13 protein-coding genes and 1 tRNA gene are annotated in these 18,707 nt (G+C 40.4%); 10 read left to right on the plus strand and 4 right to left on the minus strand.

Features of this window, described 5'->3' with window-relative positions:
* Positions 1-11 precede the first annotated feature (11 nt).
* Positions 12-1,802, plus strand: coding sequence for an aspartate--tRNA ligase (gene aspS, locus ACGG81_RS03895; protein ID WP_009262920.1), 1,791 nt, complete (start codon positions 12-14; stop codon positions 1,800-1,802).
* A gap of 102 nt (positions 1,803-1,904) precedes the next feature.
* Here the strand turns inward: aspS and ACGG81_RS03900 are convergent, their stop codons facing one another.
* Positions 1,905-2,711, minus strand: coding sequence for an IclR family transcriptional regulator (locus ACGG81_RS03900; protein WP_008976436.1), 807 nt, complete (start codon positions 2,709-2,711; stop codon positions 1,905-1,907).
* A 270-nt stretch (positions 2,712-2,981) separates the two neighbouring features.
* Positions 2,982-4,709, minus strand: coding sequence for an IS1634 family transposase (locus tag ACGG81_RS03905; RefSeq protein WP_009263683.1), 1,728 nt, complete (start codon positions 4,707-4,709; stop codon positions 2,982-2,984).
* Positions 4,710-5,117: 408 nt separating this feature from the next.
* Here ACGG81_RS03905 and ACGG81_RS03910 point away from each other — a divergent pair, with 408 nt between their 5' ends.
* From ACGG81_RS03910 to ACGG81_RS03940, 7 genes are all read left to right on the plus strand, one after another.
* Positions 5,118-6,080, plus strand: a complete 963-nt coding sequence (locus ACGG81_RS03910) for a bifunctional 4-hydroxy-2-oxoglutarate aldolase/2-dehydro-3-deoxy-phosphogluconate aldolase (RefSeq protein ID WP_390109692.1) — start codon at positions 5,118-5,120, stop codon at positions 6,078-6,080.
* Between the two features lie 102 nt (positions 6,081-6,182).
* Complete coding sequence (locus ACGG81_RS03915; RefSeq protein WP_008976434.1) at positions 6,183-7,208, plus strand: sugar kinase; 1,026 nt, start codon at positions 6,183-6,185, stop codon at positions 7,206-7,208.
* Positions 7,209-7,407: 199 nt separating this feature from the next.
* Positions 7,408-8,436, plus strand: a complete 1,029-nt coding sequence (locus ACGG81_RS03920; RefSeq protein ID WP_008976433.1) for a sugar kinase — start codon at positions 7,408-7,410, stop codon at positions 8,434-8,436.
* A 171-nt stretch (positions 8,437-8,607) separates the two neighbouring features.
* On the plus strand, positions 8,608-9,591 hold the full coding sequence (locus ACGG81_RS03925; protein WP_390109697.1) for an AraC family transcriptional regulator: 984 nt from the start codon (positions 8,608-8,610) through the stop codon (positions 9,589-9,591).
* A gap of 77 nt (positions 9,592-9,668) precedes the next feature.
* The gene (locus tag ACGG81_RS03930; protein WP_009262917.1) at positions 9,669-11,072 is read left to right on the plus strand and encodes an MFS transporter; all 1,404 of its coding nucleotides are present in this window, start codon (positions 9,669-9,671) and stop codon (positions 11,070-11,072) included.
* A 3-nt stretch (positions 11,073-11,075) separates the two neighbouring features.
* On the plus strand, positions 11,076-13,337 hold the full coding sequence (locus ACGG81_RS03935) for a glycoside hydrolase family 2 protein (protein WP_390109701.1): 2,262 nt from the start codon (positions 11,076-11,078) through the stop codon (positions 13,335-13,337).
* Between the two features lie 273 nt (positions 13,338-13,610).
* On the plus strand, positions 13,611-14,495 hold the full coding sequence (locus ACGG81_RS03940) for an Rpn family recombination-promoting nuclease/putative transposase (protein WP_270196414.1): 885 nt from the start codon (positions 13,611-13,613) through the stop codon (positions 14,493-14,495).
* Positions 14,496-14,784: 289 nt separating this feature from the next.
* Here ACGG81_RS03940 and ACGG81_RS03945 read toward each other — a convergent pair whose 3' ends face one another.
* Positions 14,785-15,438: a lactate utilization protein gene (locus ACGG81_RS03945; protein WP_016440051.1), complete on the minus strand. Its 654-nt coding sequence runs from the start codon at positions 15,436-15,438 to the stop codon at positions 14,785-14,787.
* A 394-nt stretch (positions 15,439-15,832) separates the two neighbouring features.
* Here ACGG81_RS03945 and ACGG81_RS03950 point away from each other — a divergent pair, with 394 nt between their 5' ends.
* Positions 15,833-17,506 carry a sortase B protein-sorting domain-containing protein gene (locus ACGG81_RS03950; protein WP_270602528.1) on the plus strand — a complete coding sequence of 558 codons (1,674 nt, stop codon included), beginning with the start codon at positions 15,833-15,835 and terminating at the stop codon, positions 17,504-17,506.
* A gap of 184 nt (positions 17,507-17,690) precedes the next feature.
* Here the strand turns inward: ACGG81_RS03950 and ACGG81_RS03955 are convergent.
* A tRNA-Gly gene (locus tag ACGG81_RS03955) sits at positions 17,691-17,762 on the minus strand.
* 548 nt (positions 17,763-18,310) lie between these two features.
* Here ACGG81_RS03955 and ACGG81_RS03960 point away from each other — a divergent pair.
* Entirely contained in the window at positions 18,311-18,571 is a 261-nt protein-coding gene (locus tag ACGG81_RS03960; protein ID WP_009262909.1) for a helix-turn-helix domain-containing protein, read from the plus strand.
* Positions 18,572-18,707 lie beyond the last annotated feature (136 nt).

Raw genomic sequence — 18,707 nt, forward strand, 5'->3', positions numbered from 1 at the left:
AGGAAAAGAACATGGCAGAATCAATGCAGGGCTTAAAGAGAAGCCACAGATGTGCAGAGTTAAGCAAAGCAAATATCGGTGAGACTGTGACCGTGATGGGATGGGTGCAGAAGAACCGTAATAAAGGAGGAATTGTTTTCGTAGATTTAAGAGACCGCTCCGGTCTGCTGCAGATCATTTTTGAAAATGGTTCCATCGATGAAGCCGGATTTGAAAAGGCAGGAAAATTAAGAAGTGAATTTGTAATCGCAGTAGTGGGAACTGTGGAGGCACGTTCTGGTGCAGTCAATGAGAATCTTGCAACAGGAGAGATCGAGATTCGCGCAAGAGAGATCCGGATATTATCCGAGTCAGAGACACCGCCGTTTCCAATCGAGGAGAACAGTAAGACAAAGGAAGAACTTCGTCTGAAATATCGTTTCCTTGACCTGAGAAGACCGGATCTTCAGAGAAATCTGATGATGAGAAGTAAGGCTGCTACACTGACACGTCAGTTCCTTGCAGAAGAAGGATTCCTTGAGATCGAGACACCGATGCTGATCAAGAGTACACCGGAAGGCGCGAGAGACTACCTTGTACCAAGCCGTGTACACCCAGGGAATTTCTACGCACTGCCGCAGTCACCACAGATTTTCAAACAGCTTCTGATGTGTTCCGGATATGATCGTTATTTTCAGATTGTAAAATGTTTCCGTGACGAGGACCTTCGTGCAGATCGTCAGCCGGAATTTACACAGATCGATATGGAACTTTCTTTTGTAGACGTAGATGATGTCATCGATGTCAATGAAAGATTGCTGGCAAAATTATTTAAAGAAATCTTAGGTGTAGAAGTAAGCCTTCCGATTCCGCGCATGACATGGCAGGAGGCGATGGATCGCTTTGGTTCCGATAAGCCGGATATCCGCTTTGGAATGGAACTTGTGGACGTATCTGAAGTCGTAAAAGACTGTGAGTTCGTTGTATTTAAAAATGCACTGGAAAACGGAGGAAGTGTCAGAGGTATCAATGCCAAAGGGCAGGGAGCGATGCCGCGTAAGAAGATTGATAAACTGGTAGATTTCGCCAAAGATTTTGGTGCAAAAGGGCTTGCTTACATTGCAATCCAGGAAGACGGTACGGTGAAATCTTCGTTCGCAAAATTTATGAGCGAAGAAGAGATGCACGCATTGATCGAGGCGATGGGTGGAGAGAACGGAGACTTACTTCTCTTTGCTGCTGATAAGAATAAAGTTGTATGGGATGTGTTAGGAAATCTGCGTCTGGAGATCGCACGTCAGTTAGAGATCCTTGACAAAGGAGATTACAGATTCCTCTGGGTAACAGAATTCCCGTTATTAGAGTGGAACGAGGAAGCCGGAAGATATACAGCAATGCATCATCCATTTACAATGCCGATGGAAGAAGACCTTGACCTTCTTGATACAGATCCGGGAAAAGTCCGTGCAAAAGCATACGATATCGTATTAAACGGAACGGAACTCGGAGGCGGAAGTGTCCGTATCTTCAATCAGGAGATTCAGAATAAGATGTTTGAAGTGCTTGGATTTACAAGAGAGCAGGCAGAAGAACAGTTTGGGTTCCTGTTAAGTGCATTCAAATATGGAGTGCCGCCGCACGCAGGATTAGCATACGGACTTGACCGTCTGATTATGTTGATGGCAAAAGAAGACAGCATCCGTGACGTGATCGCGTTCCCGAAAGTCAAAGATGCCTCCGATCTGATGACAGAAGCGCCGGCAGCAGTTGACAGAAAACAGTTAGAAGAACTTGGACTTGAGATTGCAAAGGTAGAAGAGTAGATCGTATTTAAAATTGCAAAGAAAAGAGAGCGTTGTGAAATAGGGAGAGGATTCCTTATTTCGCAGCGCTCTTTTTTTAGTACAAATCAGATTTATGTGAGCCTATGAATGATAACCAAGCTCTTCTTCCAGTTTTTTCTTTGTCTGTAGCATCAGCTTGGAGAGTTCCAGGATGCGCTCATCTGTCATGCGGACGGTCGGGCCAGAGATACTGAAAGCATATTTTGGCTTGCCGCTGTAATCCATGATCGAGGAGGCAATGCAGCGAACGCCGTTTTCATTTTCTTCATTGTCAAGTGCGTAACCATTTTCCCGCGCTTCTTCCAAAATAATAAATAGTTCATCCAGATCGGTGACGGTATACTCTGTCAGTGCCTCGATCTTACTGTCGCCCCAAATTGTACGCACTTCCTCTGGACGCATCATGGCGAGCAGTGCTTTTCCGACACCGGAACGATACATTGGTGTGCGGCTTCCGACACGGGATACCATTCGCACCGAGTTAGAGCTGGATTCTACCTTGTCGATGTACACGACGTCCAGTCCGTCACGTTTGACAAGATGGACGGTCTCTCCGCTGATATCTGCGAGCTCCTTTAAATAAGGGTGAATGGTAGATAACACATCAATATGTCCTAAAATTCGGCTGGAAATTTCAAGAAGTTTAAAAGAAAGGGAATATTTTCCACTCTCTTCATCTTGACGCACATAATCCATATACATGAGTGAGGTTAGAAGTCGGTGGGTCGTGCTTTTATGTAAACCAAGCGTATTGCTCAGTTCAATCAGTCCGGTCGGACCGGACTTGGAAAGTTCTTCAATGACTGCAAACAGTCTGTCTGCGACCTGAATCGGATTTTTTTGTTCTGCAGTCTGAGTTGTAGTTTGGTTCTCTTTTTTATCGTACACAATCATTTCCTCCTAGAATCTGTGGACTATTGTAACATTTTATGAAAAGAGAAGCAATCCCCTTTCCAGATTCAGGGAGAATGGAAGGAGGTTTCGGGTGATCGGAGAATAAATCCTGCATTTGTTGGAGAAAATCGAAAGAAACATCTTGACTTTCTTACAAGAAGTAGTATAATCCCATCTTTGACAGTTAGGAAGAGCAAAAATCGCTGTATCCCTTGTGGTTACTGGGCTGCAGCGATTTTTGCTGTTGTTACGGACTATAGTATTTTATTCTTTCCCTTTACTTTTTTTCTGAATATTTCTCATTTTACTTTTTGTTATGAACTGATAATCTGTTCGGAAACCACACACGTCATGAAGATCATCCGTAATTCTTTCTCGTTTGTATAAAGGAATGAATCCCTGTTCCTGTATTTCGGCGAAATTCATTTCTTTTAGAATATCTAATAATTCTTCACATGTATATTTAGCATCCAGTTTTTTCTCAAGGAAGCGGTATATTGTCAATGCAAGAAAACAGATTAGAAAATGTGCTTTGATCCGGTTTTCATCCTGTAAATAGACAGGTCTTGCAGAAAAATCCGTTTTCATAATCCGGAAACATTCTTCTATCTGCCATCTTCCTTCACTTACTTTCAAAATATCACCAACTTCGTCATCTAAAAGATCTGTGCATACTGCGTAAAATCCATCATACTGGGTTTCTTCAGAAATCTTAATTTCATCTAGATACTGCTTTACATCAGCAGCTTCGCCTTCCTCTGTTACAGCCATAGTTCCGATGAAACGTGCTGGATCATTTGGATTTTTTCGGTTCTTTTTTGTGCTCCCTGAATCCAGCATCTTTTGTGCCCGTTCAATCTGTTTGTCTCGAATAGATTTTTGATAAAGGGCATATTTAGGAGAATAGGTAATGATCAGGCGTTGATGTAGCTTCTTTGTGGTGTAGGGTTCGTCTTTATAATAAAGTCCTTTATCATCTTCGGGTAGTTTTGTGATATCAACAGGGGTTCCATCTGATACTCTTTTAAATCCCTGTAAATTTAATGCCCATTCTTTTTCTTCTTTCTTCAGCTTCTTGATGGACTGGGTTACGATATAAGCCCGTTCCCCCATGTGATTGTATTCCCGGATTGATTCAGAGCCAAGACCGGCATCACTGCAATAAATAAATTTCTGACAGCCAAAATCTCCAAGGACTTTCTTTTCTAACGGTTTGAGAGAGGTCTGCTCGTTCGCATTTCCCGGAAAAAGAGAAAAAGCAAGGGGAATCCCGTCTCCATCCATAAACAATCCCATTTGGATGATCGGGTTTGGCCTGTGTTCTTTACTTTTCCCGTATTTTTTATTTCCATCTTCCTGTTCAATTTCAAAGTAATAATTCGAGCAGTCATAATAAAGGACCTTATCATTTCTTTTTCCAAGGAAGTGGGAGTTTTTATAAACTTCAGACTGAATAAGATCACATTCCGCACCAAGTACATCCAATGCCCGGTAGACATCATGAAGTTCGTAGGATGGTTTTTCTAAGAATTCAGATGCAACTTTGTAAGAAGAACGTTTGCTGCAAGGTTCTAAGATTCTTGCATAAATCAAATCCGAAAGGATCGCATTGATATCATACTTGAATTTATATTTCTGTTTCAGTTTCCGGCAGATTTTATTCATTTGTAGTTGATAATAAATGGATTGGAGAAACAGATAGCCACCACGGAAGAAGACCTGCTTGTCATAATCTAATTGTCTATCCGCATGGAATGGTATCAATACTGTCTGTGCTTCTTTTTCTTTTTTATATTTTTCAGTTTCTATTTTCACTTCATTTTTCGCCCATGCAACGACATCATCTCTTGTAGGACCATGTTCAGGCAAAAGTTGTTCTAAGGTTCCCAGCTTGCGGACGATAGCTGAAGTAGTGCTGCCATTTGATTTTGTATAAGATTTACAGATATAAAAGGACTCTGCATTTTTTGATTTTGTTATATGAAGATTCATCTGTCATCCCTCCTATCCCTTATTATACCATACAATAACACAAAATAACAGCTATAAAAACGGAAAATTTGACATAAAAAAAGCAGGTTTTATGCGACCTGTGAGTACTTTTTTCGATATTCAACTGTCAAACTCCCGCGTACACAATCATTTCCTCCTAGAATCTGTGGACTATTGTAACATTTTATGAAAAGAGAAGCAATCCCCTTTCCAGATTCAGGGAGAATGGAAGGAGGTTTCGGGTGATCGGAGAATAAATCCTGCATTTGTTGGAGAAAATCGAAAGAAACATCTTGACTTTCTTACAAGAAGTAGTATAATGCAAATAAAGAGTATTGCATTATGAAACTGAGTTTCACAATGTGAAACAAAATGAAACGTAGAGAGATCCAGTCAGGAGGAAGTTAAATGAACGAAGTATTAGAGAAAATCCAGAAGATCGGAATCATTCCGGTTGTTGTATTAAACGATGCGAAAGATGCAGCACCACTTGCAAAAGCACTTTGTGATGGTGGACTTCCATGTGCAGAAGTAACATTCCGTACAGATGCAGCAGAAGAGTCTATCAGAATTATGGCAGAGCAGTTCCCGAACATGCTTGTAGGAGCAGGAACCGTTCTTACAACAGATCAGGTGGACCGCGCAGTGGCAGCAGGAGCAAAATTTATTGTCAGCCCTGGATTGAATCCAAAGATTGTAAGATACTGTGTAGAGAAGAATATCCCGATCACACCGGGTACAACAAACCCAAGTGATATCGAGCAGGCAATTGAGTGCGGACTGGAAGTTGTAAAATTCTTCCCGGCAGAACCGGCAGGCGGAATCAACATGATCAAAGCGATGGCAGCTCCATACACAAACATGAAATTCATGCCGACAGGTGGAATTAACGCGTCTAACTTAAAATCTTACTTAGACTTCCCGAAGATCATCGCATGTGGCGGAAGCTGGATGGTAAAAGGAGATCTTGTAGCAGCAGGTAAATTTGATGAGATCGAAAAACTGACAAGAGAAGCAGTACAGTCTATGTTAGGATTTGAACTTGCACATGTAGGAATCAATGCAAATAGCGATGATGAAGCTGGAAATACAGCAAGTGCATTTGAAAAGATGTTCGGATTCACATCCAAAGAAGGAAACTCTTCATACTTTGCAGGAACTGGTGTAGAAGTAATGAAGACTCCATACAAAGGAACAAACGGACACATCGCAGTTTCCACAAACTACATCGACAGAGCAGTGAGCTATCTGGAAATGCTGGGATATGAATTCGATATGTCCACAGCAAAATATGATGCAAAGAACAATTTAAAAGCAGTTTACTTCACAGGAGAAGTTGGCGGATTTGCAGTGCATTTAGTACAGAAATAAGAAATGCTTACAGCTGCACGACATTGCAGCGTATCCGTTAGAAGTTTGTAATATTGATTATAGAAGATAAAATTACAATTTATGATTAAGAGGAGATTAAACATGGCAAAGAAAGTAATTACATTTGGAGAGATTATGTTAAGACTTGCACCGGAAGGATACTACCGTTTCGTACAGGCAGATACATTCGGAGCAACATACGGTGGAGGAGAGGCAAACGTAGCTGTTTCTCTTGCAAACTATGGATTTGATGCAAAATTTGTAACAAAATTACCGGCACATGAGATTGGACAGGCTGCTGTAAACTCTCTTAGAAAGTATGGAGTAGACACATCTTACATCACACGTGGTGGAGACAGAGTAGGTATCTACTTCTTAGAGAAGGGTGCTTCCCAGAGACCTTCTAAAGTAATCTACGACAGAGCAGGATCTTCTATCGCAACAGCTACAAAAGAAGATTTCAACTGGAAAGAGATCTTTGACGGAGCAGAATGGTTCCACTTTACAGGAATTACTCCAGCATTAAATGATGAAGTAGCAGCAATCTGCTTAGAAGCTTGTAAAGCAGCAAAAGAGAATGGAGTGACAATCTCTTGTGACTTAAACTACAGAAATAAACTTTGGTCAAAAGAAAAAGCCGGAGAAGTGATGGGAGAATTATGTAAATACGTTGACGTATGTATCGCAAACGAAGAAGATGCAGCAGACGTATTCGGAATTCACGCAGCAAACACAGATGTTACAACTGGTACAGTAAACCACGAAGGATACAAAGATGTAGCAAAACAGTTAGCAGATAGATTTGGATTCAGCAAAGTAGCAATCACATTAAGAGAGTCTATCTCAGCAAACGACAACAACTGGTCTGCAATGTTATATGATGGAAATGACTACTTCTTCAGCAAAAAATATAAAATGCACATCGTTGACCGTGTAGGTGGCGGAGACAGCTTCGGAGGCGGACTGATCGCAGCTTCCTTAAACGGATTTGACTCACAGGCAACAATCGAATTTGCAGTTGCAGCTTCCTGCCTGAAACACTCTATCGAAGGAGATATGAACTTAGTATCTATGGATGAAGTGTTAAAACTTGCAGGTGGAGACGGTTCAGGCCGTGTACAAAGATAGTATATAATTTATTTTTAATTATATAAACCTGTATTTGCCAGTACAGGAAACGTCCAAACAGCTTATACCCATTTGAGCTGTACCTAAAATTATTTATACATTTTTTACCGTAGGGAATACAGGCAGAGGTGCATTGTATTCCCTATTTTCAAATCAGAGAGAATCATAATTGCAAAATGAATTAAAAGAGGTGTACCTTATGGAAACAAAAAAAGAATTTGATCTGCTTGCACTTGGAGAATTACTGCTTCGGCTGTCCCCGCCGAACAATGAGAGGATTGTGCGCGGAGAGACTCTTCAGAAACAGGCGGGTGGCGCAGAATTAAATGTGGTATCTGGTGTTTCCCTTCTTGGGTTACGTACCGGAATTATTTCTAAGCTTCCGGCAAATGACATTGGAACTTATATCAAAAATCGAGTGCGTTTCTGTGGCGTCAGCGATGACTATTTAGTATATGACAGCGAGAAAGATGCACGCCTCGGGGTATACTATTATGAAAACGGAGCGTATCCGCGAAAACCGGGAATCGTCTATGACCGGATGTATACGTCTATGACAAAGATTGATGTGGAGGATTTTGATGAGAGTCTGTTTTCGTCAGCAAGATGTTTCCACACGACCGGAATCACATTGGCACTCAGTGAGAAGACACGTGAAACTGCAATAGAGATGATCAAACGGTTCAAACAGGCAGGAGCAATGATCTCCTTTGATGTCAACTTCCGTGGAAACTTGTGGACAGGAGAAGAAGCGCGGGCGTGTATCGAGAGAATTCTTCCATATGTGGATGTATTTTTCTGTTCTGAGGAGACGGCGCGGCTTACGTTTGGAAAAGAAGGGGATGTCCGGACGATTATGAAGAGCTTTACGGAGGATTACCCGATTTCCATCGTAGCCTCTACACAGCGGATCGTCCACAGCCCGAAACGCCACACATTCGGTTCAGTAATCTACAATGCGAAGACGAATGTTTACTATGAGGAAGAGCCTTACCGAGATATCGAAGTCGTTGACCGGATCGGAAGCGGGGACGCCTACATTTCGGGTGTGCTGTACGGATTGCTTGCACACAATGGTGATTGCCAGAAAGCGCTGGAATATGGAAATGCTACAAGTTCGGTGAAAAACACGATACCGGGAGATCTGCCATCCTCCGACTTAAGAGAGATTGAACGTATTATCCGAGCACATAAGAGTACGGGAAGACAAAGTGAGATGGATCGATAAGAAAGAAAAAATAGAACATATCGTTTTATGCAAGTGAAAAGCATGAAACGATATGTTTTATTGCTTATATGAAAAAATACTGCAAGGTACTATACTTTTGGAAAATAATCTTGTAATATAGGTTCATACAAGCATATAAAAACAAATGAGACATCAGAATGTGGAGGCAGCATGGAAAAGAATTACGAAGTGTTAAAGCATTATCTTCAAAGTGAAAAGCAAGCAGGAAATATGAAGAAGCGTCATAGAGTGCCGCAAATGCATAGAGATGAAGACCAGATTGTCATTTCGTATCCGAATGAAGAGGTATGCAAAGAGAGAGTTGCAATCCGTCAAAAATATAAAAATGTTCCGATTCCAAATCACAGACATGAGTATATCGAACTTTCTTTTATGATGGAGGGAGAACTTTCAATGCAGATAGAAGGAAAGGGAATTCGAATGAAATCGGGAGATGTCTGTCTGATGAATCGAAATGTAAGTCATTCTTCAGAGCGGGCAACAGATGATATTTGGATGTTTAATATATTAATGACAGCTGATTTTTTTGATACCATTTTTATGTATTTGTTTTCAGAAGATAAATACATTTCTAACTATATCATTAATAGTCTGTATTCGGAAAGTAAAAAGAAAAATTACATTTTTTATCATCTTCCGGAGGGAAGCTTTGAAGAAAAGGTTATGGAACAACTTATTTGCGAGTATTTTCTGGAAGAACAAAAAAATATTGGAAAGATCACCGCATGCCTGCTCTTACTTTTTACGGAAATATCGAGAGCAGTTGGAGCAGAAGATGAGGCGGTCATCACACAGAAAAGCATCAAGATTCAAAAAGAGGTAATTGAATACTTAAAGAAAAATTATCGAAATGCAACTTTGAATTCTGTGGCAAAAGAGTTGTGCTTCCACCCGAATTATCTTAGTGCGCTGTTGAAAATGGAGGGGAATCGGGGGTTTAAAGATATTTTATTTGACATACGTATGGCAGAAGCATCTAATTTATTATGCAAAACAGATAGGAAGATAGAGGAGATTTCATCTGAAATCGGATATGCGAATGAAGGGTATTTTTATAAATGCTTTAAACAAAAGTATGGCGAGTCTCCGGATAATTACCGAAAAAAGCATAAAAATCTTAATAAAAAACAGTAAAAGCTTTATTTTCTATATGAAAAGAAGGGAGGAAAAGAGATATAATTTTTACCTGAGAAAAGTATTTGGAGGGTAAGATGAGTACAAAAGTAAAAAATTCAAAAATGGAAGCCACACGTGTTATTATGACACCACTTGGTTCCGCAGCATCGAATGTATTCAATATGTTGAATATGTCGTTTTTCCTTGTGTTTAGTACAGAAGCACTTGGGTTAAATATTATGATCATGGGGCTTGTAATGACTGCGATGAGAATCTTTGATGGGATTACAGACCCTGTCATTGGTTCGATTATTGACAGAACAGAGACAAGATTTGGTAAGTTCAGACCATTCTTAGTGATCGGATCGCTGATTATGCTTCTGGCAAGCTTTATGATCTATCTGTTTTCATTTGATATTCCACAGTCATATCGTATGATATGGGTAATTCTGTGGTATGCGGTATGGGTAATTGGATATACATTTATGACAACGGTAAATAAATGTGTATTGTCCATCGTAACAAAAAATCCAAAATATCGTCCGCTTTCAGGCGTGGCAGGAGGATGCTATTCTACGCTGCTTAGCTTGATCATGACAACGGCTATTATTCCGATTTTACAGAAAAATGGTGGACTCGGATCGCAAAAAGGGTGGATGCTTATTATCATCAGTGCGTTTATCTTACATGCAATTCTTTTAGTAGGTTGTTTGTTTGCGATTTCAAGTTCTGATAAGCCGGAGTTTTACAGACAAGATCCTAACAAAAAGGAAGAGAAGATCACAATCAAAGACAGTATCAATGTGCTTCGTCTGAATCAGCCGCTGCGAATGTTGATCTTAGCTGCATCCACAGATAAGATTGCGTCAACAATCCAGACTTCAGTCATGACATACTTTTATATTTATGCGGTAGGAAACATTGATTTACAGCCGATCGTAGGAGGAATCTCTACGCCGATGTCCCTTGTAGGTGCATTTGTTGCAGGTTCTGTTGCAGTAAAATTTGGATGTAAGAAAGCATCTCTGATCGGAGCTGTGGCAAACTTGACTTTAGAGGCTATTTTAATTATTTTCCGTCCTTTTGGAGAGGGAACACTGTTTGTCTTTGTGGCATTGATGGCATTGAATATGCTCTTTAGAAGATTCTCTGCTCAAAATGTAGATCCAATGATCGCAGAGATCATCGACTATCACAAATTAAAAACAGGAAAGTTTATGCCGGGATTCATCGGTGCTACATTTTCACTGGTAGATAAGGTGATCAGTGCATTTGGTTCTTCGATTGTAGGTATCCTTATGGGACTTGCAGGATACAGCGCAGGAGCAGAACCGACAACTACATTGTATATCGCAACAATCGCAATGTACCTTGGAGCTCCGCTGTTGGGAGATTTGGCGAGTGTGATCGCTCTGAAGCGGTATCATATTACGGCAGAAGAGTACAAAGAAATGTATGGAGATAAAGCAATTTTAAGTAAAAAAGAAGCTAACAAATAAGAGGTGAATAGGTTGAAAGAAATTTTATTGAATGACAACTGGCTTTTTCACAAAGAAAATGAAGTGGAAGGCTGTGTGACATTGCCTCACACATACAATGCTGTCGATGGTCAATCAGGAATTTCGATGTGGAGAGGAAAAGGCTTTTACAAAAAAGAGGTTCTTTTTTCAGAAGAGGACTTAAAAGAAAAGATTTTCCTGGAAATCGGCGCATCTGCGATGAAGAGTACTGTGTATATGAATGGAAAAACTATTTGTCACAATACTTGTCCATACGCAATGTACAGAATTGCGTTGAATGAGCACATCATTGTTGGAAAAAATTTGTTAGAAATTGTAACAGACAATACGGCGACGGATGAAGTGTATCCGCAGATGGCAGATTTCTCGTTCTATGGAGGCGTCTATCGGGATGTAAAATTAGTGTTCGTGCCACAACAGCTTCATTTTGACTACTTAGATGGCAGCAGAGATGGTGTGCAAGTCAGAACACAGAAGTTGGATGGACAAAAGTGGGAAGTCACAGTAACCGGTTGTGTGATCAACGAAGGAAAAGATTGCGAAGGGGAAGTGAAAGTATCTGTTTTAGATAGGCAGGGAGTAGTCCTTGAAAAGACTCTTAGCATGTATTTCTCTGAGAAACAGGCATTTACGATCCGGACAGAAATAGATCATCCGCATTTATGGATGGGAGTAGAAGATCCGTATTTATATCAAGTACAGGTTGAAATCTGCACAAAAGATGGAGTGGAAGAAACACGCAGTATTGCAACAGGATTCCGTGAAATCACGATTGATCCGGAGAAAGGAATGTTTTTAAACGGAAAGCACATCAAGATTCGCGGGGTTGCCCGTCATCAAGATTTTGGCGGTGTGGGAAATGCAGTTTCCAAAGAGCAAATGGAAGAAGATCTTTCTCTTGTAAAAGAAGTGGGAGCAAATTCCGTTCGTCTTTCACATTATCAGCACGATGATTATTTTTATCGCCGCTGCGATGAAGAAGGAATTCTTGTATGGGCAGAAGTACCATTCATCAGTATTTTATCAGAAAGCGAAAAAGCAGATGAAAATATCAGACAGCAGATGGAACGTTTGATCAAACAGTGCGGAAATCACATCTCGATTTATTGCTGGGGTGTGCAAAACGAGATTACAATTGCAGGAGAGACGGCAGAGATCCACGAAAAGGTAAAAGCGATGGCAGCGTATACAAAGCAGTTAGATCCGAGCAGATATACAGCAGAGGCAAACATCTATTCCGTGGCAAATGAAAGTCCTTTGAATCGAATGGCAGATTTAGTTGGGTATAATCTGTACTATGGATGGTATTATGATAAAATGACAGGGCTGCAGCAGCGTCTGGATGAGTTCCATATGGCCTGTCCGGATGTTCCGCTGCTTGTGACAGAATATGGTGTAGATACCAATCCAGGCTATCACTCTTATGAACCGAAAACGAAAGATTATTCGGAAGAGTATCAGTTGTTGTTCTCGGAAAATGCGCTGAAAGCTTTTGAAGAGCGGGATTACTTTGTCGGAAGTTATGTTTGGAATCTGTGTGATTTTGGAAGCGCCAACCGTGATGAAGGCGGAAAGCAGGGACAAAATCAGAAGGGACTTGTGACGATTGACCGAAAGATCAAGAAAGATGCATATTACTTATATAAAGCAAACTGGTCAAAAGAAAGCTTTGTAAAATTAGCTGGCAGCAGATTTGTAAATCGTCATCAGGAAGAGAATACAATTACAGTATTGTCTAATCTTAAAAAGCTTGAAGTATATGTCAATGGAATGCTTGCTGGTGTGAAAGAGCAGCCAGAACCAATGACGAATTTCACGGTAGTACTTCCGATGGGAGAAAACAAAATTACTGTAAAAGGCTTTGATCAAGCAGAGACAGTATATGAAGATGAGATGGTGCTTCATCGAGTGACAGAGCCGGATAAGAGCTATGAATATGTACAGAAAGATCAAGGCGGAAATGTCATTAACTGGTTTGAAAAATTTGACTTGGAAGATGCCGGTACAGAGGAGATTGCATTGGATCCGGAGTGCTATTCTAGTATGGATAAGCTTGGAGAGATCATGAAGCATCCAAAAGGTGAAGCGATTATTTTGAAATATTTTGGAGAAATGGTAGATCACCCTAAATTTGCAATGATGAAAGTAATGACATTAGATGCGATGAGCAAATTAAAGAATTTGGGAATTCCGAAAGAATTAATTCTTGTCATTAACCGCGAATTGCAGCAGATAAAAAAATAAGTAAAAAAGAAAAATAGAAAATGCCAGTCAGAAAATCTTTATGAGAGAAGCTCATTTGGAATTACTGTCTGGCATTTTTGTTAGAAATATCGTATGTCTGTTCTGTAAAAGGGGAATTGGGGATACAAAAATCCAGAAATCAAATGGTTTGCTTACAAAAGTTGTATAGATTAAAAATGTGCAGGCAATCCCTCGGGATGTTTCTGATTGCGGATCAGCTTGGAATCTGCTATGATAATCTCATAGAATTCCTCTGTCAAATGGAGGAGTATCATGAGGAGAAAACATCGTTTAAAGGAACTTACAATCAAAGATAATTTCATGTTTGGTGCAGTGATGATGGATGAAGAAAACTGCAAAGGTCTTTTGGAAAGAGTGCTGGAGATACCAATTGAACGGGTGGAAGTCAGCAGGGAAAAGAGTATTGTATATCATCCGGAATACAAGGGTGTCCGATTGGATGTATACGCGAAGGATGAGCATCAAAGTCACTATAATGTGGAAATGCATGTGGAACGGAAAGCGGCTCTTGGAAAAAGGAGCCGGTACTATCAGAGTCAGATGGATATGGAACTATTATTGTCAGGGGAAGATTATTCAGAACTTCCAAACACTTATGTCATTTTTATCTGTGATTTTGATCCGTTTGGAGAAGAAAAATACCGCTATGTATTTGAGATGCAATGCAAAGAATCTAAGCAGACTAATCTGGAAGATGGAAGGACCATTTTATTTTTGAACACGCATGGAAAGAATGAAAGTGAAGTTCCGAAAGAACTGGTAACATTTCTAAGATATGTAAAGGCAGACCTTGCGGAAAGTGAGGAAGCATTTGATGATCCGTATGTGGAACAGCTGCAGAAATTCATTCGGAAGGTCAAGAGAAGTAGGGAAATGGAGGAGCGCTTTATGATTTTTGAAGAGATGTTAAAAGAAGAGCATGCGCAAGGTCTTGAGGAGGGTCGTAGAGAAGGTCTTGTAGAGGGATGTGTAAGTACACTGAAAGAGACATTGCTTCTGTTTTTAAAAAATTTCGGAGAAGTTCCAAATGAAATTTCTGAGCAGATTCAGTTACAGCAAGAGACAGAAGTATTGAAACATTGGATGAAGATAGCCTTTCAGTCAGAAACATTGGATGAATTCATACAAAAGATGTAAGAAAATCTATTTCTGATCGATGATCAGATCTGAAACTCTGGAAGTTTTACTGTTCTTGTAAAATTTCCGGGGATATGAAACAAGTCGATGCCATTTCAGGCAATAATTCAAAAATAGACAGGGGAATTCTATATTTGAAAGTATCAGATTCATCAATTAAGAATTGAAGAAGATTAAGAAAATAGAAAATGCCAGTCAGAAAATCTTTATGAGAGAAGCTCATTTGGAATTACTGTCTGGCATTTTTTGAAGTATGTGTTAGAAAAATGGGAGAACGGACTATTATTGTTTAATATCCTAAATCTTCTCCAATCAAAATGACCTTGATACGACCGGTATGTCTGGAGTGCCTTGTGACAACGACCTGACAGCACATACAGTCCGCAGAATGGCAGTCTGCACATGTGCCTGTTACTTTACAAGGTGTGTTTGTCTGAAGTCTTGCAGCATTTGCAGGAGTAGCAATGTTTTGAACGCGTGCGATTCCGGATGGAACATCTGTGACAATTTTATTCATTCCTGCAAGGATGATAACATGCTCTGGTCCGTGAATCAGACAGGCAAGTCGATTTCCGTTTCCGTCGATATTGATCAGCTCACCGTCAATGGTAATGGCATTGGAACTCATAAAGAAGAAATCAGAAGCTGCACTTTTTAAGTAAACTTCTTTTCGCTCTTGCGGAGTGCGGGCGAGCCCTCGGTCAATGAGTGTGATATCTGCTTCGCGGAGCGCCTGGAGCATACCGCTCTCTTCTAGTGTGACAGACCCGCCAAAGCTTACTGAAGATTTTGCTGGGATAAAAGAAAGAGCTTGCTGAACGGCTTCAGAAGCAGTCGGACAGTAGTACCCCTCCATATTTCGTTTCGCCAGTTTTTGAATGATCGTATTGGCCAACGCTGCGCGTGCCTGTTGTTTTGGTGTTGTATCAGTTGCCTGTGTCATAAAGAATACCCCCTTATAAAAGTGTGTGGTCAAAGTACTGCAAAATGAAAGCTGTTATTTCTTTTGCAGTAGCCTTATTTTTTGTATTATCATACCGCAGTTTTTTTGCATGGGCAAGAGAAAATCGAAAAGCAAACTAGTTTAGTGAGCGTGCACGCTTAAAAAATTTGTGCATGCAATACGAAAAAGCTCTCGCATAGGTGAGGATAGAATAAGAAAATTGTGAATAATAACGAAAAAATACAGAATATTAATTAAAAGTAGATAAAAAAACTGAAATATAGTATGATAAAAAAAAGAATACCTAAATCTCAAGTGCAAGCGAGCATTCACTTCTATGTAATTGCAACATCTGGAAGTGATGCGGTACATGGATTCGGAAGGAGGGGATTTTATGAAGACAATCAAAAAATGGATGGCATATTTTATGGCAGTTCTGATGTTATGCAGTATGTCTCAGGTGCGAGTATTAGCGGAAGATGCCTTGCCGACAGCGGACACTCCTAAGATTACAGAATTTAAGATTCAGGGAGTAAAAGGAACGGTGGATGATCAACAGCAGAAAATTAATGTGGCAGGGCTTCCGTGTAATACAGATCTTACAAGTCTTACCGCAGAGGTTACCTGTGATCCGGCAGATGCTATAGTACGGTTTGATCCGTTGAAGCCGTCAGCAGATGATGGGCAGAAGAAGCTGGAGCAGGGAAATGCATTGCAAACAGAAGACTTTTCAGTACCGAGAATATGTAACGTAGAGTATCAGGGACAAATAAATTCTTATACAGTGACAGTGAGTACCCTTTCGCATGCGGGAGATCCAGCGACTTGTACAAACGATTCCGTATGTAAAACATGTGGAATGTTACTGGAAGAAAAATGGGGGCATGATCTTTTAGCGGCAACTTGTACCGAAAAAGCAAAATGTCAGAGGAGTGGTTGTAGTTATACAGAACCTGCCCTTGGACATGATCTCTCTAAGGCGACTTGTACCGAACCGGCAAGATGTCAGAGAGAAGGCTGTGACTATACAGAAGGCGAAGCGCTTGGACATGATCTTTCAAAGGCAACCTGTACGGAACCTGCAAGATGCCAGAGAGAAGGCTGTGATTATACAGAAGGCGAAGCGCTTGGACATGATCTCTCTAAGGCAACCTGTACGGAGCCTGCAAGATGCCAGAAAGAAGGCTGTGACTATACAGAAGGCGAGGCTCTTGGTCATGATCTTTCCAAAGCGACTTGTACGGAACCTGCAAGATGTCAGAGAGAAGGCTGTGACTATACAGAAGGTGAGGCTCTCGGACATGATCTCTCTAAGGCAACCTGTACGGAACCAGCAAGGTGTCAGAGAGAAGGCTGCGACTACACAGAAGGAAAAGCCCTTGGTCATGATATTTCTAAGGCAACTTGTACAGAGGCAGCAAAATGTCAGAGGGAAGGTTGTCATTATACAGAGGGAAAGCCGCTTGGACATGATATGAATGCCTGGACTGTTACAAAGAAAAGTACAACGACAGAGAAGGGAGAACGGGCACGAAATTGTAAGCGCTGCGACTATCGAGAGACTGAACTTATAGAACGACTGAGTCGGAAGGCAGATGCCGGGAAAAACCAGATTGCAGATTTAAGGACAGATATTAATTATCCTTTGGATGAGACGATCACATTTCATCTTTACGGAGCTGGACAGGATAATACAGAACCGGTAGAAGGCGATACCAGATACGTTCCGGAGAGCTGGAAGATTGAAAATCAGTTTGACTGGAGAGAGACTGATGGAGAATCTGGATTTCAAATACACAAGGCAGGATTTTATAAGGTGATGGCATCTTTCCGGCAACAGAAGTTTGAAAGTGGAACGTGGCAGAATACGGATCAGACAGATATAAAAGAAGTGACGATCAAAGCGGGAACAGAGGCGCAGCGGGAAGAACAGGCAAGAAAGGATGCAGCAAAGAAAGCGGCGAAGACGGGAGATACGAGCCAGATGTTTGTTTATATTCTTCTTCTGCTTGTGGCAGCAGGACTTGCAGTATTTGTGATTGTTCGAAATAAGAAGAAACAACAATAAGCCATTGGATGGAGAAGTGTTGAAAACAGATAATATTTGAAATTTGAAAAGGGAGGCTGTTTGTAACAGTCTCTCTTTTTTGAAATGCGGGAATCTTCGTAGATGGGATTCAAAAGAAATTTTCGATGTACCTATGTTACATAGACAACAAAAAACTTTACAGTAACCTGTAAAGCTTCTGAAGAGCACGAGACGGGATTCGAACCCGCGACCCTCGCCTTGGCAAGGCGATACTCCACCACTGAGCCACTCGTGCATGTTGTTTTGTTGTTTGTGTTCCCTTGAACAATACATACTATACAGGATAAAAAGGGATTTGTCAACAGAAAAATTGAAAAAATTTATTTTTTTTAATTTTTCTGTAATTTACCATCAATTACGAACAAGGTATTCTCGCAATGGAGTGGAGGGTGAGTTGGATAAATAGAATCGAATATGGTAAATATCGGTGTGAAGGTCATAATTGATTTCTTTTTGTTTGCAGAGAATGGAGTCTTTTAAAAGAGCGAGTCTTTGTTCCGAATAGTCTTTGGGGATAGAGACATCGATTGTAAGCTCAGAAAGATTATAGCACTCTGAACGATGTTGTCTGATGATATGATAGGTTGGATGAAGATAATTCCAAATGATTCCGAAAAGAACCAGAAGGAGAAGAAGTCGAAATGATTTTTTGCCTTTCAAAGATTTACACCCCCTGCATATATAATATATCCTATAAATAACACACCTGTCAAATCTATAGCTTATTTATTTAGGATTACTTGGATATAATAACAGTCAGATAAGTACAGGGAGTGAATCGAAATGGAAGATGTAGGATATTTAAAAGTCAAAATTGAGGAGTTGCTGAAAGAGAGAAATATTTCTAAAAATAAAATCTGTTTTGATCTGCGGATACAGAGAACACAGTTGAACCGTTACTGTAAAGGAGATGTACAGAGGCTGGATGTAAATCTTTTATGCAGAATCTGTGATTATACGAATTGTAGGATTCAGGATGTGATCGAATATATTCCAAGGACAGAGAAGGTACTGGAGGAAGATGGAGAAGATACAGTACACTAGAAGGAATTGTGAAATGGCAGGTGAGTAGAGGGAAAAATTTTTCTGAACAGATGCCAAATAGAAGGGAAAGCTGGTAGGAATCAATAGCAAAACAGAAGTTTTGCAATATTGTGTCTCTACCAGCTTTCCTTTTTAT

It is taken from the genome of Faecalimonas umbilicata (assembly GCF_042846195.1).
Classification (GTDB): domain Bacteria; phylum Bacillota; class Clostridia; order Lachnospirales; family Lachnospiraceae; genus Faecalimonas; species Faecalimonas umbilicata.